Source organism: Bradyrhizobium sp. 2S1 (assembly GCF_011516625.5).
Lineage (GTDB): Bacteria > Pseudomonadota > Alphaproteobacteria > Rhizobiales > Xanthobacteraceae > Bradyrhizobium > Bradyrhizobium septentrionale.
This window is the reverse complement of sequence record NZ_CP147717.1, coordinates 4,747,183-4,770,235: the sequence shown is the minus strand read 5'-3', so window position 1 is coordinate 4,770,235 and position 23,053 is coordinate 4,747,183. Positions and strand designations below refer to the sequence as shown.

Genomic DNA, 23,053 nt, shown 5'->3' with positions numbered 1-23,053 from the left:
GGAAATCAGCGGTACGCGAGCTTTACATGGTGGGCACGCTATATGTCTTGGCCGCTGGGGTCCTGGCTTCGTCGGCGGCAGGCGCCGATAATGATTTGATGAACGCCGCGAGGCGGATTTTCAGGCCGATCCCCTCAATCGTTCCCGCGGTCAAGGACAACCCCATCACCCACGAAAAGGTCACACTCGGCAAGACTCTCTTCTTCGATCCGAGGTTATCTGCGAGCGAGGTCATTAGCTGCAATACATGTCATAACCTTGGAACCGGCGGAGTGGATGCTGGCCCGACATCGGTTGGGCATCGCTGGCAGCTGGGTTCACGTCGCGCACCAACAGTCTACAACGCCGTCTTCAATGTGGCGCAGTTCTGGGATGGTCGAGCGGCAGACCTCAAGGCGCAGGCCGAAGGTCCCGTCCAGGCTAGCGTCGAAATGAATGCGACGCCCGCTCACGTGGTCGACACATTGAATTCAATGGCCGAGTATATCGTTATGTTCAGTAAGGCGTTCCCCAGCGATGCAACGCCGGTTACCTTTGAAAATTTCGCCAAGGCCATCGAGGCTTTCGAGGCCACCTTGATCACGCCCGCCGCCCCTTTTGATCAGTACCTCGAGGGTGATGCGTATGCCCTTAGCGATCGGCAGAAAGCGGGATTAAAGCTGTTTATCGAAAAGGGATGCTCGTCTTGCCACAATGGTATCAACGTCGGTGGGCAGGATTACTTCGCTTTCGGTGCGGTGGAGCGGCCCGCCGCAAGCCTACTGCCGCGAAACGACAAGGGCCGTTTCGCCGTCACCAAGATGCCCAGCGACGAGTATGTTTTCCGCTCTGCGCCGTTGCGCAACGTCGCATTGCGGCCCCCCTACTTTCATTCCGGCCAGGTTTGGAGCCTCAAAGAAGCGGTTGGCGTAATGAGTGAGAGTCAACTCGGCGCGAAGCTTAGCGATACAGAAAAAGATGACATCGTGGCATTTCTGAATTCACTCACCGGGCAGCTGCCTAAGATCGATTATCCGATATTGCCCACGCGTACCGACACAACGCCTAAGCCCTCCGTGCACAAATAGAGCCATCACCGCAGCAGAACCAGGCGTTTGTCGCGCAGGAATGCGGTTCGCTGCGGCGAAGTGAAAAGGCACGGTCTCAAGCTGGAGCTCGCTCACACTCTGGACAGCAAAAAGCAATCCGGCTCCGAGTTCCTACGGGTGCCATCGGCTTTGCCATAGAAGCAAACATTGCCCGAGCGTGCCGTGAGCTCTTATATCTCTCCTTCCATCAGCCCCCCCTCGCCTGACCTGGCAAGCGCGAATGACCAGATCGTCAAAGCGCTTCAGGCAATCGTTCCGACGATGGGTGAAACGTCATCGATCCCGGATCGTGACCGAACTTGCAGCTTGATACAAGGCAGAGCTGGCTCCGCAAATTCGGACAGTAGCTTGAGTGGATTTTCTGCCTGACAGCGGCGAGGATTCTTGCCGCGAATCAGGAGCGAAGATGACGAAGAAGAGCCGCCGGATGCATTCTCCGGCATTCAAGGCGAAGGTTGCTTTGGCTGCGGTCAAAGGCGACAAGACGCTGGCGGAGCTGGCGCAACTGTTTGATGTTCATCCGAACCAGATCACGATCTGGAAAAACCAGCTCCTGGAAGGCGCCGCCGGCGTGTTTGGGCATGACAAGGCGTCGGCCGAGACGCCGGTCGATTTGAAGGCGTTACATGCCAAGATCGGCGAGCTGGCGTTGGAAAACGATTTTTTGTCCGGCGCGCTCACCAAGGCGGGCCTGCTGAGCGCAAAGCGATGATCGACCGCGGTCATGATCTTTCTATCGTGCGCCAGGCGAAGGTCCTGAAGCTGGCTCGCAGCACGGTCTACTATGAACCTCGGCCAGTTTCGGCCGAGGACCTTGCCTTGATGCGTCGGCTCGATGAGCTGCATCTCGATTATCCCTTCGCGGGAGCGCGTATGCAGCGATCGTTGCTGCGGCGGGAGGGCGTATACGCCGGTCGCCGCCACATCGCGACGCTGATGAAGCGCATGGGGATCGAGGCGGTCTATCGTCGCCCGAACACGAGTAAGCCGGCACCGGGTCACAAGATCTACCCGTACCTGTTGCGCGGATTGAAGATCGAGCGGCCCGACCAGGCGTGGGCAATGGACATCACCTACATTCCGATGCGGCGTGGCTTCGTCTATCTCGCGGCGGTCGTCGATGTGTTCAGCCGACGGGTCCTGGCCCATCGCGTCTCGATCACAATGGAGGCGGCCTTCTGCGTCGAAGCGGTCCAGGAGGCGTTGGCGAAGCACGGCAGGCCCGAGATTTTCAACACGGACCAGGGCAGCCAGTTCACCAGCCTCGAGTTCACCGATGTGCTGCTGGACGCGAAGATCGCCATCAGCATGGACGGCAAGGGCGCCTGGCGCGACAACGTGTTTGTCGAGCGGCTCTGGCGCACGGTCAAATACGAAGAAGTTTATCTCCGCGCCTACGACAGCGTGTCCGAGGCGCGAGCGTCAATTGCCAAGTATCTGGCCTTCTACAATCAGGGACGCCCTCACTCGAGCCTTGACGGGCGCACGCCCGACGAGGCTTACTTCGGCACGCAAGCTATGGTGATGGCCGCATGACCGTCGCCGACGATTTTGTCGTCGCTCTGGTCGGGCTACGCCCTCCCGACGCAACGACAAAATCGTAAGGCCCCGCGTTCAGCATAACCCGGCAGGAATCCACTTAAATCCCGCGGGGCGCTGTCCAAACAACCGGCGCCAGCTCTCATTATCGATGGCGGAGGACTGCGAATATTCGATCCCGACCGGCCAGCCCATCCACTATTCGTTCCACCAGATCTTGTCCAGCCGGTTGTCGTAGCAGCCACTGTTTGCGACCGCGACCTTGTAGAAATCGGGATGGAAAAGCAACGCGCTAGCCGCGTTCTGCCCGCCAGCGGACCCGCCAAAAATGCCGACGTTGGCGACATCGTACCAAGAATACTTCGCGCTCGCCGCCTTGTGCCATAGGATCCGGTCGGGAAGGCCCGCGTCTTTCAGATTTTTCCAAGCAACGTCATGGAACGCGCGCGAGCGATGATTCGTACCCATGCCATCGATCTGAACAACGATAAAGCCGAGCTGCGTGAGCGGCTCAAACGATGCCGAGAAGGATTTGGGAACAAAGGAACCTGTCGGACCTGCATAGATATGCTCCACCACGCGGTATCTTTTGTTTCGATCGAAATCAACGGGCAGATGAATGACGCCCCATATGTCCGTCTCGCCGTCGCGCCCCTTGGCGTTGAAACTGACGGGTGGCTGCCAGCCAGCGGCGATGAGCTCGGCAATCTCGGCGCTCTCAACCTGCATCAATTCGGTATTATCACTGGCGCGGTACAGCACCATGCGGGGCGGAACATCAATGCGAGACCAAAGGTCGACATAGTAGCGACCGTTAGGCGAGAATTCGATGTGATGATTTGCCGGCTCAGGTGTGAGCGCCGTGAGTCCCTTCCCATCAAAGTCAATGCGATAGGCATGGACGAAATAGGGATCTTCGCCGGGGTGCATTCCGCTCGCGCCAAACCAGATCTGACGCTTGATCGGATCAATATGATACACCGCGCGGACCACCCAATCACCTCTGGTGATCTGGTTTTGGAGCTCGCCTGTCCGGCCATTGAATAAATAGAGATGCTCGTTACCATCGCGCTCCGAGGCCCAGATGATCTCCATCCCATCATCGATGTCGTAGCGGAACGTTTTTCCAGTATTCACCTGGTCCATCACCAATGGCTGGTAGTCGACGAATGTCTTGCTCACCTCATCAATCAGCGAGCGCACTTGACCTGTGGCGGCGTCGACCTCGATCAGACGATAGAGCTGGTGCCCACGCTGATTAAACTCGAAGGTGAATCCCCGACCGTCTTTCCACCACTGGACCGCCGAAGGACTGTACGGATTTTGGAATGCGGCGTCATCGATTGCAATCGCGCGTCGGCTCGCGACGTCAAACAGCACGGGCTGGAGTAGTGTGATGGCATCGCCCGGCTTAGGATACGTCATCGTGGAATGCTTGGGTTCGAGCTGGTCCGCCGGCGAGGATTCGAGGTAATGGACCTCCCGCTGGAGACCCGGACGGACTCGGTAGGCAGCCAGGTGAGTTGAGGCTGGAGACCAGCTTAGCGTGAAGAGAGCATAATAGTCGGCTTGGGACCCGTCCCAGGTCAACTGGATGTCCTGCAAGCCATCTGGCTGCGCAGGTAGAGGTTATAGTTTCGAATGTAGGCCAGCCATTTTCCGTCAGGCGAGGCGCTTGTCCTGTCAGGATCGTTCTCTGCCAGTGGCGTGTCGTCATAGGGGCTCCGCTGGCTGTCGCCCGGTTGCATTGCAGCACCTGTGCAGGCATCGCTGACAAGATCGCAGCTCCAACGCAGATGCTCGATATTGAAGGTAATCTTGGCACCCTTGTCGGCCAGCTCGAAATGGTCGAAAGGAAGATTCTCTGGCCTATAGTGCTTGTGGCTCGCCCTGTTCAGTGCCGTCGCGAGGCGGGCTTGATCAAACGCCGGCTGCCTTACCCCTCTGCCGGCATCAACGAAAATGAACTGCTGCTTGCCTCGCGTTGTCCGGCGGTAGACGAGCGCGTCGCCCTCGCCGAGCCAGAACGGCACGTCAGGGACATTGACAGTAAGCCGGGCATAGCGGTCCTCTGTTGTGAGCGCCCGCTCGTAATCGGATTGTGCAAGCGGCGCATTCACGATGTCCTGGCAGGCTCTGCGCCGCCTTGCATTCTTGCTGGGCCAACAGCGCCACCGTTACGGCAAGAACTTTGTACATTCTCATTCACCGCTCCCAATTGTAGGCTGAAGTCAATCTGAGTGACTTCCCGATTGATATGCCATTTCCGGTGGACACAGCTGTTTCCTTCGTCGTGCCCTTGATTCTTTAGTGACGCCTGCACTTAGCCTCTGGTAAGAACAGAACCGTTCGGCGTTCTGATGGACATTGGCGGCTCGCCAGAGCTGCAAGCGCCTCAAACAATCCACCACATCGCATATCGCCGCGCGAACACGCGATCCGCCTGTGATTGCTGCAGCACCGACATTACAGTGTTCCCTCCACGCCGCTTATCGCGTGCAGACTCTATGCCAACGAGTAGTGCACCTCCGCGTTCTTTTGATTACGATATCGTCACACGACAAGATCGGTCATTGTTGAAACAAGGCGCCAGTCTGAGGAGCACAAAACGCATGCAGCGTCGGCCAGCTGTAGCGACCAATGTCCGGAATGCCATTGCGAATGGGAGGTATTTGTCGCGCCCGTTGCCGAATCACTCAAACAAGTCGCCTCAGGATTTCGGGAAGCGCGGACTACGCTGACCGTAGGATCGCGATAGATCAACCCGATGAGAACTTACCCGATCAGCTGTGGAGGCAACCGGGGATATCCATCATAGATCGTTAACCGGATCGGGCGACGAATTGGATAATCTAAGCTTTTGCATCAAGAGCGATCGTCACGACCGTGCGGTCACCAACCCATTTCTCGACGCAAAGCCCGCAGCATCTACAGCTTTTGATTTCGTCTATCCTGCATGGCCGGTTGGCGACGCGAACGTCTGAAACCCAACGATACAATGCGGCCATTCCACACACTGTGCTCCGACCTATGCGAGTTCACGATGAGCCGAGCAGGCCGCGCACCCTATTTTTGAACGGCACGCGGATTGCTGGGTGAGGAGCAAGGGGCTGCCGCGTCGAAAGCTCCTCGCGGCGAACCACCCTCGGAGTCCCAATGAGGCTTATCCGATTGATCCTGGTCGATCTGAGTTTGATGCTGCTTGCGCCGCAAAAAGCGGAAGCCATCAATATCGGCGCTGGCGCACATTTTATTTCGGCTATCAACGCTGTGGTGCCATTGGATTGCCAGCCGCGAGGCAGTATTGAACTGGCGCGATAGCCCACGCCTCCACAGCGAAACGACGCAAGCCGTGCCATTTCAACGATTGGATAATCTCCGTCCGGCCAACCCGGCTACGAATTGCGCGACACTGGAACCCCACCTTACCTGTGTCATCGGCAAGCGCGCGCGGGAGCGTTCGATTGCCGCGATGTTCGATGGCGCGGAGACGCATAAGATGCCGGCTGTCGTAACACCCTCAATCTGCAATCCAGCGGCCGCACCTTGTGGCCTCCCCGGGGGCGGAGACGCCGCGCTGGAACCAAACAGACTGGATTGTCGGCGGCATGGTGATCATCTCCCTTGCGGCCATTCCGCCCGTGACCGTGATTGATCGCTACAGCAGAGGTGCAGGCAAGTGAGAGACGCAAAACCTGGCCGTATCGAAGTCGCCTTCAACGGCTCTCTCGCAAGAGTCCCCCTAGATGCACAATTCAGCGTACCAGCCAAAGGTGTCACGGCCGTTTTCGGTCCCCCTGGGTGCGGCAAGACCACGCTCGCGCGCTGCATCGCCGGCTTTCAGCGTCTACCGAGCGGATTCTGCGCGATCGATGGCGAGATTTGGCAGGACGAGACCACGTTTCGGCCGCCCCATCTGCGTCCCGTCACGTATGTATTCCACCGACCGGTCCTTTTTTCCCATTTATCCGTCAAGCGTACCCTTTTGTATAACGCGAAACAATCCAAGCCAGCACTGATCGACTTTGATGGTGTTGTCGAATTGCTCGACTTGGCGTCACTGCTTGACAGTTCGCCATCACACCTTTCGGGCGCCGAGCGACAGCGGCTTGCCCTTGGCAGCGCGCTGTTGGCCCAACCCCGGCTACTTTTGCTGGATGACCCGCTCATTTTGCTCGACCGCCCCGCCAAGCGCGAGATTATGCCATTTCTCGAGCGCATACGTGAACAGCTCACGTTGCCGATGATCTATATCAGCCATGACATGGCTGACATCGAACGCTTTGCTGATCATCTCGTCATGATGAAAAATGGCGTTGTGACTGCGGTCGGTCCCCTGCATGCCATGCAGAGCAATCCAGCGCTTGCCGGGCGCGGCGAAGCGGCGGTCTGCATCGACACCGTAGTCGGCGGCTATGACGGGCGCTATGGGCTGATCATCCTCCGCCTCAAAGGTGCGCGTCTGTTGATACCTGGACCGCCCTTAAGACCAGGCGCGCAGCTCCGGCTGCGCATCGCAGCCAGCGACGTCAGCATCGCGCGCGAGGCCCCGCGCGCAAGTTCCATGCTCAATATCTTTCCGGCACGCATCAAGGCCTCTCTGCCGTTCGACGAAGCTGAGGTCACGTTGGTTCTGGCTCTCGAAACTGGCCGTTCGGGCGTGCCACTTTTGGCCCGCATCACACGCCGCTCCTTTGATGAACTAGGGCTTAGCAATGGAACGGACGTATTCGCCGAGGTCGCGCGAGCCTTGCCGGCCGCGCTCCCCGAGCGGTTGCTCATAACGCCTTCCACACCGGCAGGAGAAGTTCGACAGGTAAGTGTCGACGCGAGAAACAAACAGAAATCGGACCACGGCCATGATCGGCAACCTTGAAGAAATCGATCCGAATGCTGTGGCTGCGATTTTCTACCGGCCGAAAGACGACGTCGACAGGTTGCTCGCCGATTTCGTTCAGGATTTTGCGCGGCAAGCCGTACGCGTCAGCCGCATCGTCCAGCGTCGCTTCTGGGCCACAAACGGTACGCACCTATGCTTGCAGTGGACGTTGCGACGGGGCAAGAGATCTCGATTTACCAGTCACTCGGCAGCGGAGCTACGTCCTGTAATCTAAATACGCCCTTGCCGAAGCCGAAGCTGTCGTTTCCCGGGCGCTTTGCGACAAGGTCGATCTCCTGGTGATCAGCAAATTTGCCAGACAAGAAGCCGTTGGCCACGGCCTGCGCGCCGAATTCACAGAGGCCATCACCCGCGGTGTGCCACTCTTGACGGCCGTTCCAAGAACATGTCTTGCTGATTGGCGAACTTTCGCTGGGGACATTGGTAGGTTGCTACTAGTGTCGAGGAATGGTGGCGCGATATCTCCATCCCGCCAGCGCGCCGCCCGGGCGGTTAGTCGCGGCTGCGGCCATTTGGGCGCTATGATACCGGACAGCTTGATGACGTATGTGTGTAGTTCGGATATGTTGTCGTCGGTTAAGAAGCCGATTTGAGTGGTGTGCGGTGGCTGGTGACTGAGAAGAAGGCAGCCAGGAAGAGGTACCAAAGAGCCCTTAGCCAGGCGAGGATGCGGCGGAAGTTGTAACCGACGGCGGAGAGGATGACGTTGGCGGCATCGCCGGCGCGGCCTTTGAGGTAGCAGCGGCCGAGGTGTCCGTCAGCCTTCAAATGGCCGATCACGGGCTCGATAGCGGAGCGGCGCCGCAGCTGGCGCTTGATAGTGCCGAAGACGCCGCGCTTCTGGCCGGAGATGAAGACGCGGCGCGGGTTCTGTGCGTCATGGCCGCGGTATCCCTTGTCGACAAAGGCGCACTGGATCGCGCAGCCGGTGAGTGTCTCGGTTCGGTCGATGACGTCCCGCAGGGTGTGACCGTCGTAAGGGTTATCGGGCAGCGCCTTGGCGTGCAGCACGAACTGGCCGCCGGGAGCAGGCCGGTTGTTGGTGACGATGGAAGCCTTCACGCCGAACTCGTAAGGCGCGCTGGCCTTGCCCTTGCCGATGCACTCCACCTCGGGGGCATGGAAGGAATACAGCTTCCAGCCGCGCTGGCGCTGCTGCTGCGAGCGGATTTGCGTGGCCCGGCTCAACGGGAGTGCGAACGCCTCTTCGAGCGCATCCTGGCCTTCGATCTTGCGGCGGATGTCGCGGATGATCCGGCCCAGGCGGCTGCGCAGGATGCGCAACTGCCGCTGGTGCCGCTTGAACTGTTTGGCATGGGCGTAGCGTCCCGCCATCATCGCGGTGGCCTTGGCGATCCGAGAATAGGATTGCCGCAGCCGCACTCCGTGCTTCCTCGCTAGGCGGTTGAGCCCCTGGATCGCCGCATGCAGCAGCTTGGCATCGGTCGGAAAGGTATCCGTCCGAGGGCGGCCGTCTTGCGAGTTTTTCCGATCTGTAGCTGACTGTCCTTATGGACGGACATAAGGACAGTGCGGTGCTGAGCCGCATGGATTTGGTGGAGACCGGTCGGCGGCGACGCTGGACGCGTGCGGAGAAGCTCAGAATCGTAGAGGAGAGCTTCTCGGGGCCACGACTGGTGTCGGCGACGGCTCGCCGGTATGGGATATCACGTCAGCTTCTGCTGAGCTGGCGCAAGGCTTGGACCTGTCATGATCCGGCCGAAGAGGATTCGATCGGCCCGACATTCGTCCCTGCGATAGTTGCGGCAAGTACGCCGCCAACGACGGAAGCTGTCGAGACAGGTCAGATCGAAATCGTGAGCCCTCAGGGGCTGCGCGTGGTCTTCGGCCCCGGTGCGGATATCGAGGCGGTCGTTCGAATTGCTCGGGGCCTGGCGCGCCGATGATCCCGATCCCGACGGGCGTGCGGGTGTGGCTGGCGACGGGCCATACCGACATGCGGTGCGGCTTTCCGAGCCTGGCTCTGCGCGTGCAGGAAGTGCTCAAGCGCGACGCCATGGGCGGCGGTCTTTTCTGCTTCCGGGGCAAACGCGGTGATCTATTGAAGGTCATTTGGCACGATGGCCAGGGCGCCTGCTTGTTCACCAAAAGACTCGAGAGAGGCAGGTTCATCTGGCCATCGGTTGCTGGTGAATCGGTAACGATCTCTCCGGCGCAGTTGAGCTATCTGTTGTCCGGGATCGATTGGCGCAACCCTCAAGAAACCCAGCGTCCGACGCGGGTCGGATAGTCGTTTTACGGTTTGAATCTGCTGCTCGATCTGATTCAATGGCTCCATGATATCGAAGCCGGATGATCTTCCATCGGACCTTGTCAGTGCCCTGGCGGCGCTGCAGGCCGAGCGTGAGGCGCGACAGAAAGCCGAGGCGAAGGCCGCCAACTGGCAGGCGCAAGCCGCGAATGCGCAGGCGAAACTGTCGGATACCGAGGCGCTGATCGCTCATCTCGAGTTGCGCATCGAGAAGCTGAAACGCGAACTGCACGGGCAGCGATCCGAGCGCTCGGCACGGCTGCTCGAGCAGTTGGAGTTGGAGCTCGAAGAACTCGTCACCACGGCGAGCGAGGATGAGCTTGCCGCACAGGCCGCAGCGGCGAAGACGCAGAACGTCCGCCCCTTCATGCGCAAGCGGCCGGTGCGCAAGCCATGGCCTGACGATATCGAACGCGAGCGCGTCGTCATTGAGACTCCAACGACCTGCGCCTGCTGCGGTGGATCGCGGCTGGCGAAGATCGGTGAGGATGTGACCAAGACGCTGGAGGAGATCCCGCGCCGCTTCAAGCTGATCGAGACGGTACGCGAGAAGTTCACCTGCCGCGATTGCGAGAAGATCAGCCAGCCGCCCGCGCCGTTCCATGCCACGCCGCGCGGCTTCATCGGCCCACAATTGCTGGCGACGATCCTGTTCGACAAGTTCGGCATGCATATCCCGCTCAACCGCCAGAGTGCGCGCTTTAAGGCCGAGGGGATCGACCTGCCGTTGTCGACGCTGGCCGACCAGGTCGGCCACGGGACCTTCGCCGTCATGCCGCTCTTCCACTTGATCGAACGCCACGTGCTCGCTGCCGAGCGCCTTCATGGCGACGACACCACCATCCGTATTCTGGCGAAGGGCAAGTGCACGACCGGGCGGATCTGGACTTATGTGCGGGATGACCGGCCGTTCGCCGGGCCTGCGCCGCCGGCAGCGGTCTATTACGCCTCGAGCGACCGACGAGGCGAGCATCCACAGAGACATCTGGCCGCCTTCGCCGGCATCTTGCAGGCGGATTGCTACAGCGGCTTCGAGCCGCTGTTCGACCCGCAGAAGAAGGCGCTGCCGATTACGCCGGCGTTTTGCGTGGCCCATGCGCGGCGGGGCTTCTTCGAGCTGGCTGATATCGAGAAAAATGCTCGGGAAGGCAAGAAAGGCAAACCGGTCTCCCCGATCGCGCTGGAGGCTGTCAGACGCCTCGATACGTTGTTCGAGATCGAGCGCGCCATCAACGGCCGCGGTGCCGGCGAGCGGCGTGCCGCTCGCCAGGAACAGAGTAAGTCACTTCTCGAGGACATGCATGCCTGGCTGCTCCGCGAGCGCGAAACCCTCTCGCGTTCCTCCGAGGTCCTGAAGCCGATTAACTACATGCTCAGGCGCTGGGACGGCTTCGCCCGCTTCCTCGACGACGGCAGGATCTGCTTGACCAACAATTGCGCTGAGCGCGCATTGAGAGGCATCGCCTTGGGAAGGCGCAACTGGACCTTCGCCGGCAGCCAGCGCGGCGCCGACCGTGCCGCCATCATGCTGACGATGATCACGACCTGTCGCCTCAACGACGTCGATCCCAAGGCCTGGCTCGCCGACGTCCTGGCCCGTATCGCCGATCATCCCGCATCGCGTCTGCACGAGCTCTTGCCCTGGGAATGGAAGCTCCTGCGCCAGGCCGACAAGCCAGCCAATCAGCAGGCCGCCTGACCTTCACCCTTCACCCAATGCCATCATAGACCTCGCCGTGCCCGCGCGCATGCGTCAATCAGGCGGCCTCCGTCGTATGCGTACTCGGAAAGGTGATGGCCTTCGGCTGCACCGTGGTGTCGACCGTGACCCGCTCAAGGTCCTTGCCGCGTAACGCGCCGACGTCGTGCGCCACCCGCAGGCTCTCGGCCAATAGCAGTTCCAGTCTGTCGCCGAGCCGCTTGCGCCAATGGCTCAGGTCCGAGCGCTCGTGCGGGAATGCGTGCTGGAAGAACTCTTCGCCAGTGAAGTACTGGAAATACGGGTCGTGGACCCAGCGTTCGCATACCCCCTCATCGGACAGCCCGTAAATGTGCTTGAGCAACAACAGCCCGATCACGAAGCGGGTCTCAATCCCCGGCCGGCCGTTCTCGCTGTAGAGCGGCGCGATCTCGCCGTCGATCCAGTCCCAATCGATCTTGCCGGTGAGCCGGACCAGCTCGTGCTTCAGATTGATGATCTGGTCGAGCCGCGCCCGGAAAAAATCGTTCGCTCCCGTCGTTTTGTGCTTCTTCGGCCGCATCGTGCCCTCCGATGCGGACAGGGAATCATGCTTCGCCCGTCGAGGGAATCTCGAAAACGAAATTGCAAGCTTCCGATGCACAAAACACCAAAACCTTGCAATCTCAGAACGTCATTCCAGCCAAATTACGATTCCAGATCAGTCGCCTGGAAGCTTCTTAACGGGCGACTATGTTGACCCCAGAGCTGGCTCCGCAAATTCGGACAGTAGCTTGAGTGGATTTTCTGCCTGACAGCGGCGAGGATTCTTGCCGCGAATCAGGAGCGAAGATGACGAAGAAGAGCCGCCGGATGCATTCTCCGGCATTCAAGGCGAAGGTTGCTTTGGCTGCGGTCAAAGGCGACAAGACGCTGGCGGAGCTGGCGCAACTGTTTGATGTTCATCCGAACCAGATCACGATCTGGAAAAACCAGCTCCTGGAAGGCGCCGCCGGCGTGTTTGGGCATGACAAGGCGTCGGCCGAGACGCCGGTCGATTTGAAGGCGTTACATGCCAAGATCGGCGAGCTGGCGTTGGAAAACGATTTTTTGTCCGGCGCGCTCACCAAGGCGGGCCTGCTGAGCGCAAAGCGATGATCGACCGCGGTCATGATCTTTCTATCGTGCGCCAGGCGAAGGTCCTGAAGCTGGCTCGCAGCACGGTCTACTATGAACCTCGGCCAGTTTCGGCCGAGGACCTTGCCTTGATGCGTCGGCTCGATGAGCTGCATCTCGATTATCCCTTCGCGGGAGCGCGTATGCAGCGATCGTTGCTGCGGCGGGAGGGCGTATACGCCGGTCGCCGCCACATCGCGACGCTGATGAAGCGCATGGGGATCGAGGCGGTCTATCGTCGCCCGAACACGAGTAAGCCGGCACCGGGTCACAAGATCTACCCGTACCTGTTGCGCGGATTGAAGATCGAGCGGCCCGACCAGGCGTGGGCAATGGACATCACCTACATTCCGATGCGGCGTGGCTTCGTCTATCTCGCGGCGGTCGTCGATGTGTTCAGCCGACGGGTCCTGGCCCATCGCGTCTCGATCACAATGGAGGCGGCCTTCTGCGTCGAAGCGGTCCAGGAGGCGTTGGCGAAGCACGGCAGGCCCGAGATTTTCAACACGGACCAGGGCAGCCAGTTCACCAGCCTCGAGTTCACCGATGTGCTGCTGGACGCGAAGATCGCCATCAGCATGGACGGCAAGGGCGCCTGGCGCGACAACGTGTTTGTCGAGCGGCTCTGGCGCACGGTCAAATACGAAGAAGTTTATCTCCGCGCCTACGACAGCGTGTCCGAGGCGCGAGCGTCAATTGCCAAGTATCTGGCCTTCTACAATCAGGGACGCCCTCACTCGAGCCTTGACGGGCGCACGCCCGACGAGGCTTACTTCGGCACGCAAGCTATGGTGATGGCCGCATGACCGTCGCCGACGATTTTGTCGTCGCTCTGGTCGGGCTACGCCCTCCCGACGCAACGACAAAATCGTAAGGCCCCGCGTTCAGCATAACCCGGCAGGAATCCACTTAAATCCCGCGGGGCGCTGTCCAAACAACCGGCGCCAGCTCTCCCGAAATCACCCGTCGGGCTGCTTCGCCGACAACGAAAGCAAGCTTAGCTCCGGCGTCCGCCCTACATTGTGAGCCACCGTGATGCTCTGTGAACGTGCTGATTGCGGACCCTGATCGGCAAGAAGCCGCACTTCGACAAGCTGCGCGCGTGCTTTACCCGGTCGACGCTAGCATCACCCCCTCAGTCGGTTTTGCAGTGCCTGTCGATCGAAGACGGATCGTCGAAGTTCAGGTCCGATTGCCGTCTTTGCTGCAGTCGTCGAACCCGGACCGTGCACTGGCTGCGGATCTTCAGAACCGCGGCAACCCAATCGCCACATAGCATGGCCCTAACCGATACTCCAAGCGACGCGAACATCGCGCATCCGCAAAGCATGATTGAAAGCGAGTGTGAGATTCAATCGAAACGTGGATCAAATGCACGCAGCCACGTCACTAGTTGGCGTCGTTTCAGCAATCGGGTCTTGAGAACGGATGGCATATAGCTTGCTTCACCGGTGAGGCACGATCATTATAAAACAAACTCGTGAGGACAGCATGCTCGGAATTGGAAATCAGTTGCCGCCGTTCGAAGTCACAGGCGTGAAGCCCGGCTTTCAAGTGCAAGAAGAAGAAGGACAGAGTGCGTTCGAGACGCTGACAGAAACAAGCTTTCCAGAAAAGTGGAAGATCATCTTCTTTTATCCCAAGGACTTTACGTTCGTCTGCCCAACCGAAATCGCCGAGTTTGGCCGGCTGTCCAAGGAATTCGCCGACCGCGATGCGATCGTACTGGGCGGTTCAACCGACAACGAGTTCTGCAAGCTCGCCTGGCGACGCTCACATGTCGACCTTCACAACCTACCGATCTGGCAGTTTGCCGACACGAAGGGGGCCCTGGTCGATGGCCTTGGCGTGCGTTCACCCGAGGGTGTCGCCTATCGCTACACCTTTATCGTTGACCCCGACAACACAATCCAACACGTCTATGCGACTAATCTCAATGTCGGGCGCAGCCCAAAGGACACACTCCGCGTTCTGGACGCGCTGCAAACCGACGAGCTCTGTCCCTGCAACCGCGAGGTCGGCGGCGAAACCCTGAAGGTTGCATGAGGCCCCATGTCGTCGATCGAGCAATTGCACGAGAAGATTCCCGATTGTGCCAAGGACGTCAGGCTCAATCTGACGTCCTTGGTGGCCGATGAGACGCTCTCGCCGCAGCGACAATATGGCCTGATGCTCGCGACCGCGATTGCCACCCGCAATGCGGCCCTTGTTGCCGCGATGGAATCGGCTGCGGCCGCCGTGATGACGCCTGAGGCAATCGCCGCCGCGAAATCCGCCGCTTCTGTGATGGCAATGAACAACGCTTACTACCGCTTCGTTCACCTTGTCTCCAACACCATGCAACCACGGCTGCGCATGAACGTGATCGGCAATCCCGGAGCGGTCGTTGGCGGTCTCGGCTATAAACGGCTGCGGTGCCTGTATTGACGCCCACGAGAAGACGCTGCGGGCCGCTGGCGTAAGTTCCGAAGCCATCAGACCGCCGTGCGCTTTGCCGCGATCGTGCAGTCAGTGGCAGTTGCTATCGAGGCCGCAGGGTCTACTCCCCCTTAGGCGACCGGCTGATTCCTCCCTTTCCACCGGTTCGACACCTTTGTGGCGCAGTTCAGTGGCGCCACAACCATTCCTACGCGCATCCCGAGTGATCGTGATATCCCTGATGCAATGTCTGTCTTGTGGGGTGTCCTCTCGAGGTGCGCGCCTCGTTCGAACTTGAACCCGTGCAGAGAGGCGGAATGCGCAACTGTGGCGGCGAGATCCTCCTTTACATGGCGATCATACTGCTGTGTTCGTTCACTCTCAGCCAAACTTGAACAACACCCCATACCCGCCGCGCGGATGGCTCCATTGGATGTCGCCGGTGGGCTCGGCGATCACGCGGCAGGTGCCGCACTCGATGCAACCATCGACGGTTACCTCAACCTGTCCATTGTCGTTGAGTTCGTAGCATCGTGCGGGGCAGACTTTCAAGAGCGCAAGCAGTTCCGCCGACGGCGTTGTGTGCGCGCGTACCTTGACGTGGGGGTGACCGATGTCGACAAGATATCGGTTGTAATACAGCTTGTCTTCGACGCGCACCGAGGGCTCGACATTCATGCTTTGACCTTCCATTGCTGAACCTCACACTATTGGCGGTCAGCGCCAGGCGCGAGCAAAGCGAGACGCATCGCCGATCAGGCCCCTCCATGACCGCGCCTTGACAAAGGATTTCAGGGTCGCCTTCTCCTTCTCAAGCTTCGGCGTCCCATCGACGCGCACAAAGTTCTGCATCGCCTTGGAGATGAGCTGCGGATAGGTAAGAAAGAAGTTTTGCGAATGGGTGTGCATCAGCATGGGCAAGTCCTTGTACTTCTTGAGATCCTTGATCACGAAGGAATCGGCTAGCATCTTCCTGTAGAGCGACAGATTTTTCGCCGTCATGGGCTCGCGGCGCGACTTCATCTCGGCGATTGCTTCCGCCGCGATGCGGCCTGAGGTCATCGCAAGATTGGAACCCTCACGATGGATGGCGTTGTTGAGCTGCGCCGCGTCCCCCACCACTACCCACCCATCACCGTAGAGCTGCGGGATTGCCTTGTAGCCGCCTTCGGGAATGAGATGCGCCGCATACTCCTTGATTTCAGAACCTGCGATCAGCGGTGCCACGGACGGATGCTGCTTGAAATGATCGAGCATGCCGTAGGGTGTCTGGCCGGTGCGCTGGAAATCGGCGACGAGACAGCCGATGCCGACCGAAATGCATTCCTTGTTGGCATAGACGAAACCCATTCCGGTCATGCCGCGAGAAATGGTTCCGGCCGCCTCGATCACGACGCCCTCATCGCCCTTAAGATTGAAACGTGCCTCGATGGTTTCGCGAGGCAAAAAGTGCATTTCCTTCACCGCGAGCGCGACGTTATTGGGTGTCGGCCGCGCGCGCAGGCCAGCGCGCGTCCCGAGCAGTCCATTGACACCCTCGGCCAGCACGACAACGTCGGCATGTATTTCGCCGCCGCCGCGATCTGTACGAACTCCCACAACCCTCTCACGGTCGTCTCGCACGAGCTCGGTGACTGTCGTCTCGCACAACACGGTCGCCCCGGCCTCCCGCACCTTCGACGAAAACCACTTGTCAAACGGCGCGCGTATGATCGTGTAGCGGTTCGGCCGCTCCTCGTTGAAGTCATCCGAGCGGTAGTGCATGCCGACGTGGGAGCGATCGTCCAGTAGCCAGAACCGCTGTTCGACCAGATGACGTTCGAGCGGCGCTTCCTCGCGAAACTCGGGGATCAGCCTCTCCATCATATCCGCATAGAGGATCGCGCCCTGCACATTCTTCGATCCGGGGTACTCGCCCCGCTCGAGCTGCAGCACCTTCAGGCCGCGCTTGGCCATGGTCAAGGCCGCCGCATTGCCTGCCATACCCGCTCCGACCACGATCGCATCGAACCTCTCCTCAATCATCATTGTCTCCTCTAGACTGCGATCCGAGCACGGGAATTCGGCAAAAGCCGCGCCCGAAACGCAGCTGTCAGCGCCGGTAGCAGATGCAGGGCGTCACTGACGATCGCGACATGGGCGAAGTCGAAGATCGGCGCGTTCTTGTCGGTATTGATGGCGACGATCAGATCCGCCCCCTCCACACCGACCCTGTGCTGGATCGCGCCGGAAATTCCGGCAGCAATATAGAGCTTTGGCCGGATGTTCTTGCCGGTTTGGCCGATCTGCCGGTCAGACGTAACCCATCCTTTTTGCACCAGAGGACGCGAGCAGCCATACTCGGCGCCAAGCAGAGTTGCGAGCTCGCGCACCAGCCGAAAATTGTCAGGCGACCCCAGCCCCAAGCCGCCGGCAACCACGACATCGGCGTAGGCCAAATTGGACGTTTCCGAATCGCGATCGGGGATGAAGGAGAGCACTTTCGTGACGATATCGTCTTCAACGAGGCCAAGTGGGTGGATAATGATACGAGCGGCATCGCGTACCACACGCTCTGGCATCGGCATGACGCGCGGGCGAACGGTTGCCATCTGCGGACGATAATTCAAGGTATAAATCGTGCAGAGCAGCGAGCCGCCAAAGGTCGGACGCGTCGCTGCAAGCGAACCATCGGTGTCGACGTCGAGCGCGGTACAGTCGGCAGTGAGCCCTGTCGACAAGGTCGTCGCCACGGAACCTGCGAGATCGCGACCGAGTGTCGTCGCACCCAATAGCAGAATCTCCGGCTTGTAGGTGTTGACGAGTTCGGTTAGCGCTTTGGTATAGGACTCGTTGCGATAATCTGACAGGACATTGTCACTCACGAGATAAGCCAGATCTGCGCCATAGCAAAAGGATTCAAGCGCGGCGTTACGCGTGGGCTGTCCCTCCGGGCCGATAACGACCGCAGCTAGATTCACCTTCAGCCTGTCGGCGAGCCTGCGCCCCGCACCCATCAGCTCCCAGGATACCGGATGCACCTGGCCGCGCTCCTGCTCGACGAAGACCCAGACATGCCTATATGCTTTAAAGTGCTCCGGCAGTTCCTTTTTCGCTGCCGCTCGGCCGCCAGCCGCCAGCGTGCTCGTTTTTATGACATTGCTCATGCTCTAGATCCTCTCAAAATAACGCGCGCACGCACCACAGGATTGCTTTCTACTTCGCTCAACGGAAGATCACTTTTGGTCAGTGCCTGGCCGGCCGCTCGTCCGTTCGGCGCGCCCCACCATCGCGGCGAGACGCGCCGCCGCGGTAGACGTAGCGGACGGGCGAGACTTCGCAGAGATGCTCGACCTTGGTTCCTTGCGCGCTCCCTTCGACGAGCGCCACCGCGGCGGCCAGGCCGCCGCGGTCAATCTGACCGGCCGCTGCCAACCTTGGGTCAGTCAGTCCGGTGATCGCGCAATACCGGCGTCTCGCTTTCGGCCCCGCGCTCCGCGTTGACTGTGACGGCCAGAGGGATCTGGCCACCGCTCCTGTCACGCAATCCCTGCCCTGCCTCCGGCGCCGACAACTCATAAGAGCCGACGTTGGCCCCGTTTCTTGACGCATCTTGCCATCGGCCATGGAGCGGATGCGGATCTGCGCATGATCGGAGGCCTGCGCGATGCGGACGACCATGTGCATACCCGCTCCGGGCGTAGCGTGGACGGGTGACTTACCCATTGACCACCATCTCGCGGTCCATGCCGGCTTCGGTCGCGTCAAAGGCTATTTCGAACGGCATTGGCGTGAGCCATAAGATCATGCCGCAGCGCTCGGCGGATAGTAGAAGCGACGTCATAGGTCCTCCTTCAAATCTCATCTCGGACGGCCACCATCTGTCGGCATCGAAGACGGGATCGGCAGAACAACAGCAAGTGTCGTACCAGTCGCAAGAACCATGGAATTTCGCGCGAAGGCAACGTCTTGGAAGACACTTAAAATGGCCCCTGACACCGCGGGCACGAGCAGCAGCTCAGACATGGGTCGGGAATACGACAGCGCGGCTCGCGTCAGGCTGCAGAGGGGTTGATTTGAATGAAGACGAAGGCTGTACAAGACACCGTCACCCGGCCAGGTGGGACAAACCACACCGCAGTGGAGCACGAAATCACTTCAGCGCACTCAACGGGACAAACGCCACCGACTTGTTAGGGTCTGCGACGGCTTCCTTTAAGACCTTGAACACTCGCTGCTCGATCGGTGACGATGCCACGAAATCGGCATAGGCGTGCTCCAGCAACGCTTTGCACCGAGCTCTGATCTCCGGCTCTGCGGCACCGGCGAACTGCTCCTTGGCAAAATATTGTCCCATGCGCTTTAGGATATGAAGGCGCGCAACATTGACGATTTTCGGCTCGTAATCGACGCCTAGCAGCGAAAAGAACTCTTCCGCCGACGAGGCCTTGCTGAGCCGATCCAGGATCCCGGCTGGCGAGCATGAGTTGCTCATTGCAAAAATCTCCCTTGGCTTAGTTCGTCGACGTTCGACGAGTTGTGGCAGCACCTACGATCCTGCTGCAGGCCTTAGCTCGCACGGCTGCTCTCCACGGCCAAAGCCTGGCCCTGGAAAGCTGCGTCCACAATACCGCGGCCCACGGGCTCGCCGGTGACGACTCAGCACCGATGAAAAGACGCCTCACCTTGCTTGTTGCCATGCTCAATTCGAACGCGACTGCAGAGCGCCGGGATACAGGACCTGTCGCGGAGCGCTTGGGCGCGGCATCGCCTTGGATACATGATGGGCTCGCGTTGTAGTGGCGCTAGCCAGCCCCCCCCCCCCCCCCCCTCTCCGAACCGCCAAATCCGGACGAGGCGTTCGAAGATTCCTGTGGCAACTCAGATGGGCCAGTCGCCGCGGACAACCGGGCGAGCCGCCTGCAACAGAAAGTCGCGCCGGCGCTCGGCCAACCGGCTCTCGCCGCTTTCCTCGCCGAAGCAGAGGCTGAAGTCGTTACATTGCGTACAGACGGGCGTCGTGCACATTACGAGGCCTTCATCCTCGCACAGCGTACGGTAGAAAAAGCGCTTCCAGCGCATATTGTTGATATTGCGCGCGGCGAGCGGCGCGAAGTGGCGGCTGAGCAGCCGAGAGAGTTCGGCACGATTGCGTAATCCCAAGCCTTCCCACAGGTGGTCCGGCTCAATGGCGCGGCGCGCGATCATCGCGGCCAGCCAGCGACCGATATGTCCTTCCGTCGAGCGCTGCTTGAGCAAAAGATCGCGCACCATTGCGATCTCGTCGTTCTCATCGCACTCGACCGACAGGAGCCGCTCCACGAGCTTGACCCCTACCGAGGGAAAGTGCTGCTCCAGCAAGGCCGCTAGCTCGTGGCCGGACAGGCCCGCCTTCTCGGGAAGAGGGCCACCATCGATCGAGGCAACCGCCAGAATAGACGCCAGGACATGGCAATCGAAATTACTGTCAGTGGCAATGTCGGCATCTTCAGGAGGCACACCGGTGAGCAGACGGTAGGTTGCAATTCCTCTGTGCATCCGGCTGCTCGCATCAACGGCACAAGCGGCCACAAAAGGAAGAAAGTGCGCTTCGGACATCAATCGATGGATTCCACGATCTGGTTTGCTCTGCCCCATCCTGATCTTGGTCACGGTCGTTCGTCAGAATGCCGGTCTCCCGGATGGGGAGGTGAGGAGACCGGCATCCGTCGCGCGCCTTCACAAGGCCGCGACTCGCGACCTTTACGAGGCCGCGAGCTCGGCGGCGGTCTTGCCGACGATGGATTCGTCGACAGGCTTCATAATACCATGCTCCATCAGCATGTCCTCGAGCTCGTCCATGGAGATCGGGGTCGGAATGATGCCCTTGCCGCCATTGTTGTGAACCTTTTTCGCGAGATTGCGATAATGATCGGCCTGCTGCGACTCGGGCGCATACTCCAGCACCGTCATGCGGCGTAACTCGGCATGCTGCACCACATTGTCGCGCGGCACGAAGTAGATCAGCTGAGTGCCTAGCTTCTTGGCCAGAGCCTCCGCCAGTTCCAGCTCTTTATCGGTTTGCCGCTCGTTGCAGATCAGGCCGCCCAGCCGCACGCCGCCGGAATTGGCGTATTTCAGGATGCCCTTGGAGATGTTGTTTGCGGCATACATCGCCATCATTTCCCCGGACATGACGATGTAGATCTCCTGGGCCTTGTTCTCGCGGATTGGCATCGCAAAGCCTCCGCAAACGACGTCCCCGAGCACGTCGTAAGAGACGTAGTCAATGTTCTCATAGGCGCCGTTCTCCTCCAGGAAGTTGATCGAGGTGATGACGCCGCGGCCGGCGCAGCCGACCCCTGGCTCAGGACCGCCGGACTCCACGCAGCGGATGTCCTTGTAGCCGACCTTCATCACGTCCTCGAGCTCGAGGTCCTCCACGCTGCCGGCGCTCGCTGCAAGGCTCAAAATCGTGTCCTGCGCCTTGGCATGCAGGATCAGGCGGGTCGAATCCGCCTTAGGGTCGCACCCTACGATCAAGATTTTCTGACCCATCTCGGCCAGCGCCGCCAGCGTGTTCTGTGAAGTGGTCGACTTGCCGATACCACCCTTTCCGTAGAACGCGATTTGTCTCAGTGAAGACATATTGCTCTCCATCAACCGATTTGCCAAAGTTCCGCGCTTCGTACGCGCCAGCTTGTTCTCGTTCAGAAACGGGGCACACGGGTTCAAGGGAAGGAGCGCATCGCTCGTCTTAAGCGTCGGCGTGCACTCAGCCCTCACTCAGTGTTGCTACCGCTCATTAGCAACCACCATGCCAACGCCTGTCCGCGCACATTAAGCTTCTGATTACGTTTTGAAAACCGCCAGCGAGCCGATGCGTGATCCTGGCTGTTTTGGACCTGACAGGATCTGCGCAGCTGTCAGGAAACCAACAAATGGCCAGAACCAATCAACCGGAAAAGCCGGTCTGGCGCGCTTGTCCGATGCATCATGTGTGGAACGGACCTTGCTACTCTTCTTGCAAGCCCCTTGTCGACGATCGGAGGAGAGTGAGGATGTCGGCGGCGAAACCTTGCAGGTAGTGTTTCGCCGGTGGTGTTCGATCTGCCGCGCGACCTGCAATTCAATGCAGCATGAACCAGATCGGGGCGCACGAGCTTACCGCCCAAGACGCCTTTCAAGCGTCACCCATGGGTTGACGCCAAATGCACTCCTGCTCGGTGCCTTCTTTCCGAGACCGAAAGGAGCTCATCGATGAGTTAGCGGCTCAATTTCAAAATGTCCGGATCTTGGTCGTTTGCAAACGCCCGAGGAGGCCAAGTCGGTCGGCGGCATGAGCCGCGGCAGGTGGTAAAGCCGCTGACCTTGGAGATGGTTCTCAAAAAAGGTCGAATGCACTCTGGAACGCGGCGGTCGCCGGCCCGATCGTTCAGCGCGCCGTACCTACATAAGGAGCAGGCCATGGCGACAATTATCTTTTATCAAAAACCCGGCTGCGACACCAATGCGTATGCAGGCGCTGAAGGCCGCTGGCCATGACGTGATAGCCAAGAACATCTTGAAGGAGCGATGGACTGCCGAGGATTTACGCCTCTTCTTCGGCAATAAGCCGATCGCATCCTGCGTTCAACCGAGCCGCGCCTCGTATCAAGTCGGGCGATATCAATCCCGACGAAATCGACGCGGCGAGCGCGCTCGCGTTGATGCTGCGCGATCCGCTCCTGATCCGACGCCCGCTGATCAACGCCGACGGTGCAAGATACACCGGATTCGATGACGAGCCCGTATTGTCGATGCTTGGCCAGAAGACGCAAGATGATCTCGAGAGATGTCCGCACGAAGGAAAAGCCCCAGGCTGTCTCCAGATGTAATGAGATGATGAATGCTATCGTGCGGAAACTGACGCGAAGAGCGACGTTGTCGCCTTCCGAATCCTTCAGGGACCGCCGACACGCCTTTCGCCGACAAGCAAGTGTGAGTGGCTCGTCTGTAACACAGCGGAGCCCATGTTGCGCTCC

Annotated in this window: 17 protein-coding genes and 6 pseudogenes; 13 read left to right on the top strand and 10 right to left on the bottom strand. The window is 59.7% G+C overall.

The features are described 5' to 3' along the window. Window positions 1–26 precede the first annotated feature (26 nt). Together HAP54_RS22570 and HAP54_RS22565 are read left to right on the top strand one after the other, a co-directional pair. Window positions 27–1,067 carry a cytochrome-c peroxidase gene (locus tag HAP54_RS22570; RefSeq protein ID WP_221345276.1) on the top strand — a complete coding sequence of 347 codons (1,041 nt, stop codon included), beginning with the start codon at window positions 27–29 and terminating at the stop codon, window positions 1,065–1,067. 427 nt (window positions 1,068–1,494) lie between these two features. Next, window positions 1,495–2,624 (top strand): IS3-like element ISRj2 family transposase gene (locus HAP54_RS22565; protein WP_166204126.1). Its coding sequence is split into 2 segments (ribosomal slippage): window positions 1,495–1,747 and window positions 1,747–2,624, totalling 1,131 coding nucleotides; the frame shifts between segments, so codons are not numbered across the junction. Between the two features lie 204 nt (window positions 2,625–2,828). Here HAP54_RS22565 and HAP54_RS22560 read toward each other — a convergent pair. Then, window positions 2,829–4,826: pseudogene (locus HAP54_RS22560) on the bottom strand (DPP IV N-terminal domain-containing protein); the annotation flags it as partial. A gap of 972 nt (window positions 4,827–5,798) precedes the next feature. On the opposite strand from HAP54_RS22560, the gene HAP54_RS22550 reads away from it, so the two are divergent. The 4 genes and pseudogenes from HAP54_RS22550 to HAP54_RS52545 all read left to right on the top strand — a co-directional run bounded on the left by HAP54_RS22550 (window position 5,799) and on the right by HAP54_RS52545 (window position 8,120). Then, complete coding sequence (locus tag HAP54_RS22550; protein ID WP_166209436.1) at window positions 5,799–5,948, top strand: hypothetical protein; 150 nt, start codon at window positions 5,799–5,801, stop codon at window positions 5,946–5,948. A 358-nt stretch (window positions 5,949–6,306) separates the two neighbouring features. Next, entirely contained in the window at window positions 6,307–7,503 is a 1,197-nt protein-coding gene (gene modC / locus HAP54_RS22545; protein WP_084518682.1) for a molybdenum ABC transporter ATP-binding protein, read from the top strand. Continuing rightward, entirely contained in the window at window positions 7,487–7,741 is a 255-nt protein-coding gene (locus tag HAP54_RS52550) for a DUF2478 domain-containing protein (RefSeq protein ID WP_248114579.1), read from the top strand. Before modC ends, HAP54_RS52550 begins: the two co-directional genes overlap by 17 nt. Next, window positions 7,660–8,120 (top strand): annotated as a pseudogene (locus tag HAP54_RS52545) (DUF2478 domain-containing protein). Before HAP54_RS52550 ends, HAP54_RS52545 begins: the two are co-directional and overlap by 82 nt. Here HAP54_RS52545 and HAP54_RS22535 read toward each other — a convergent pair. Beyond that, a pseudogene (locus HAP54_RS22535) lies at window positions 8,104–8,997 on the bottom strand (IS5 family transposase); the annotation flags it as partial. The pseudogenes HAP54_RS52545 and HAP54_RS22535 sit on opposite strands and share 17 nt — an antisense overlap. Window positions 8,998–9,038: 41 nt before the next feature. Between HAP54_RS22535 and tnpA the strand changes: the two are divergent. From tnpA to tnpC, 3 genes are read left to right on the top strand one after another with little or no spacing between them, the layout of a single operon-like run. Further along, window positions 9,039–9,434 (top strand): IS66-like element accessory protein TnpA, encoded by a 396-nt coding sequence (gene tnpA, locus HAP54_RS22530; RefSeq protein ID WP_166202956.1) that lies wholly within the window; start codon window positions 9,039–9,041, stop codon window positions 9,432–9,434. After that, window positions 9,431–9,778, top strand: a complete 348-nt coding sequence (tnpB, locus tag HAP54_RS22525; protein ID WP_063676425.1) for an IS66 family insertion sequence element accessory protein TnpB — start codon at window positions 9,431–9,433, stop codon at window positions 9,776–9,778. Before tnpA ends, tnpB begins: the two co-directional genes overlap by 4 nt. Before the next feature lie 46 nt (window positions 9,779–9,824). After that, a complete protein-coding gene (tnpC, locus tag HAP54_RS22520; protein WP_166205228.1) occupies window positions 9,825–11,498 on the top strand; it encodes an IS66 family transposase in 1,674 nt (557 codons plus the stop codon). Between the two features lie 82 nt (window positions 11,499–11,580). Here tnpC and HAP54_RS22515 read toward each other — a convergent pair. Beyond that, window positions 11,581–12,060: pseudogene (locus HAP54_RS22515) on the bottom strand (transposase); the annotation flags it as partial. Between the two features lie 269 nt (window positions 12,061–12,329). Here HAP54_RS22515 and HAP54_RS22510 point away from each other — a divergent pair. From HAP54_RS22510 to HAP54_RS22500, 3 genes and pseudogenes are all read left to right on the top strand, one after another. Continuing rightward, window positions 12,330–13,459 (top strand): IS3-like element ISRj2 family transposase gene (locus HAP54_RS22510; protein WP_166204126.1). Its coding sequence is split into 2 segments (ribosomal slippage): window positions 12,330–12,582 and window positions 12,582–13,459, totalling 1,131 coding nucleotides; the frame shifts between segments, so codons are not numbered across the junction. Between the two features lie 685 nt (window positions 13,460–14,144). After that, window positions 14,145–14,699: a peroxiredoxin gene (locus tag HAP54_RS22505; protein ID WP_029084294.1), complete on the top strand. Its 555-nt coding sequence runs from the start codon at window positions 14,145–14,147 to the stop codon at window positions 14,697–14,699. Window positions 14,700–14,705: 6 nt separating this feature from the next. Then, a pseudogene (locus HAP54_RS22500) lies at window positions 14,706–15,206 on the top strand (carboxymuconolactone decarboxylase family protein). A 246-nt stretch (window positions 15,207–15,452) separates the two neighbouring features. On the opposite strand, the gene HAP54_RS22495 reads toward HAP54_RS22500, so the two are convergent. From HAP54_RS22495 to nifH, 7 genes are all read right to left on the bottom strand, one after another. After that, window positions 15,453–15,749 carry a ferredoxin family protein gene (locus HAP54_RS22495; protein ID WP_029084293.1) on the bottom strand — a complete coding sequence of 99 codons (297 nt, stop codon included), beginning with the start codon at window positions 15,747–15,749 and terminating at the stop codon, window positions 15,453–15,455. 39 nt (window positions 15,750–15,788) lie between these two features. Next, window positions 15,789–17,096 (bottom strand): FAD-dependent oxidoreductase, encoded by a 1,308-nt coding sequence (locus HAP54_RS22490; protein ID WP_029084292.1) that lies wholly within the window; start codon window positions 17,094–17,096, stop codon window positions 15,789–15,791. A gap of 11 nt (window positions 17,097–17,107) precedes the next feature. Further along, window positions 17,108–18,217: an electron transfer flavoprotein subunit alpha/FixB family protein gene (locus HAP54_RS22485; protein WP_166303912.1), complete on the bottom strand. Its 1,110-nt coding sequence runs from the start codon at window positions 18,215–18,217 to the stop codon at window positions 17,108–17,110. A gap of 551 nt (window positions 18,218–18,768) precedes the next feature. Next, a complete protein-coding gene (locus HAP54_RS22480) occupies window positions 18,769–18,894 on the bottom strand; it encodes a hypothetical protein (protein ID WP_256375202.1) in 126 nt (41 codons plus the stop codon). 309 nt (window positions 18,895–19,203) lie between these two features. Continuing rightward, the gene (gene nifW / locus HAP54_RS22475; protein WP_029084289.1) at window positions 19,204–19,545 is read right to left on the bottom strand and encodes a nitrogenase stabilizing/protective protein NifW; all 342 of its coding nucleotides are present in this window, start codon (window positions 19,543–19,545) and stop codon (window positions 19,204–19,206) included. A gap of 386 nt (window positions 19,546–19,931) precedes the next feature. Then, window positions 19,932–20,648, bottom strand: coding sequence for a nitrogen fixation protein NifQ (locus HAP54_RS22470; protein ID WP_224742052.1), 717 nt, complete (start codon window positions 20,646–20,648; stop codon window positions 19,932–19,934). Window positions 20,649–20,792: 144 nt separating this feature from the next. After that, entirely contained in the window at window positions 20,793–21,677 is an 885-nt protein-coding gene (gene nifH, locus HAP54_RS22465) for a nitrogenase iron protein (protein ID WP_029084287.1), read from the bottom strand. Window positions 21,678–22,496: 819 nt separating this feature from the next. On the opposite strand from nifH, the pseudogene HAP54_RS22460 reads away from it, so the two are divergent. Then, window positions 22,497–22,906, top strand: a pseudogene (locus tag HAP54_RS22460) (ArsC/Spx/MgsR family protein). Window positions 22,907–23,053: the final 147 nt, after the last annotated feature.

Coding starts and splice junctions, on each gene's coding strand:
- HAP54_RS22570 (WP_221345276.1), top strand. CDS start 27: ATGGTGGGCACGCTATATGTCTTGGCCGCTGGGGTCCTGGCTTCGTCG.
- HAP54_RS52550 (WP_248114579.1), top strand. CDS start 7,487: ATGATCGGCAACCTTGAAGAAATCGATCCGAATGCTGTGGCTGCGATT.
- tnpA (WP_166202956.1), top strand. CDS start 9,039: ATGGACGGACATAAGGACAGTGCGGTGCTGAGCCGCATGGATTTGGTG.
- tnpB (WP_063676425.1), top strand. CDS start 9,431: ATGATCCCGATCCCGACGGGCGTGCGGGTGTGGCTGGCGACGGGCCAT.
- tnpC (WP_166205228.1), top strand. CDS start 9,825: ATGATATCGAAGCCGGATGATCTTCCATCGGACCTTGTCAGTGCCCTG.
- HAP54_RS22505 (WP_029084294.1), top strand. CDS start 14,145: ATGCTCGGAATTGGAAATCAGTTGCCGCCGTTCGAAGTCACAGGCGTG.
- HAP54_RS22495 (WP_029084293.1), bottom strand. CDS start 15,749: ATGAATGTCGAGCCCTCGGTGCGCGTCGAAGACAAGCTGTATTACAAC.
- HAP54_RS22490 (WP_029084292.1), bottom strand. CDS start 17,096: ATGATTGAGGAGAGGTTCGATGCGATCGTGGTCGGAGCGGGTATGGCA.
- HAP54_RS22485 (WP_166303912.1), bottom strand. CDS start 18,217: ATGAGCAATGTCATAAAAACGAGCACGCTGGCGGCTGGCGGCCGAGCG.
- HAP54_RS22480 (WP_256375202.1), bottom strand. CDS start 18,894: ATGACGTCGCTTCTACTATCCGCCGAGCGCTGCGGCATGATCTTATGG.
- nifW (WP_029084289.1), bottom strand. CDS start 19,545: ATGAGCAACTCATGCTCGCCAGCCGGGATCCTGGATCGGCTCAGCAAG.
- HAP54_RS22470 (WP_224742052.1), bottom strand. CDS start 20,648: ATGTCCGAAGCGCACTTTCTTCCTTTTGTGGCCGCTTGTGCCGTTGAT.
- nifH (WP_029084287.1), bottom strand. CDS start 21,677: ATGTCTTCACTGAGACAAATCGCGTTCTACGGAAAGGGTGGTATCGGC.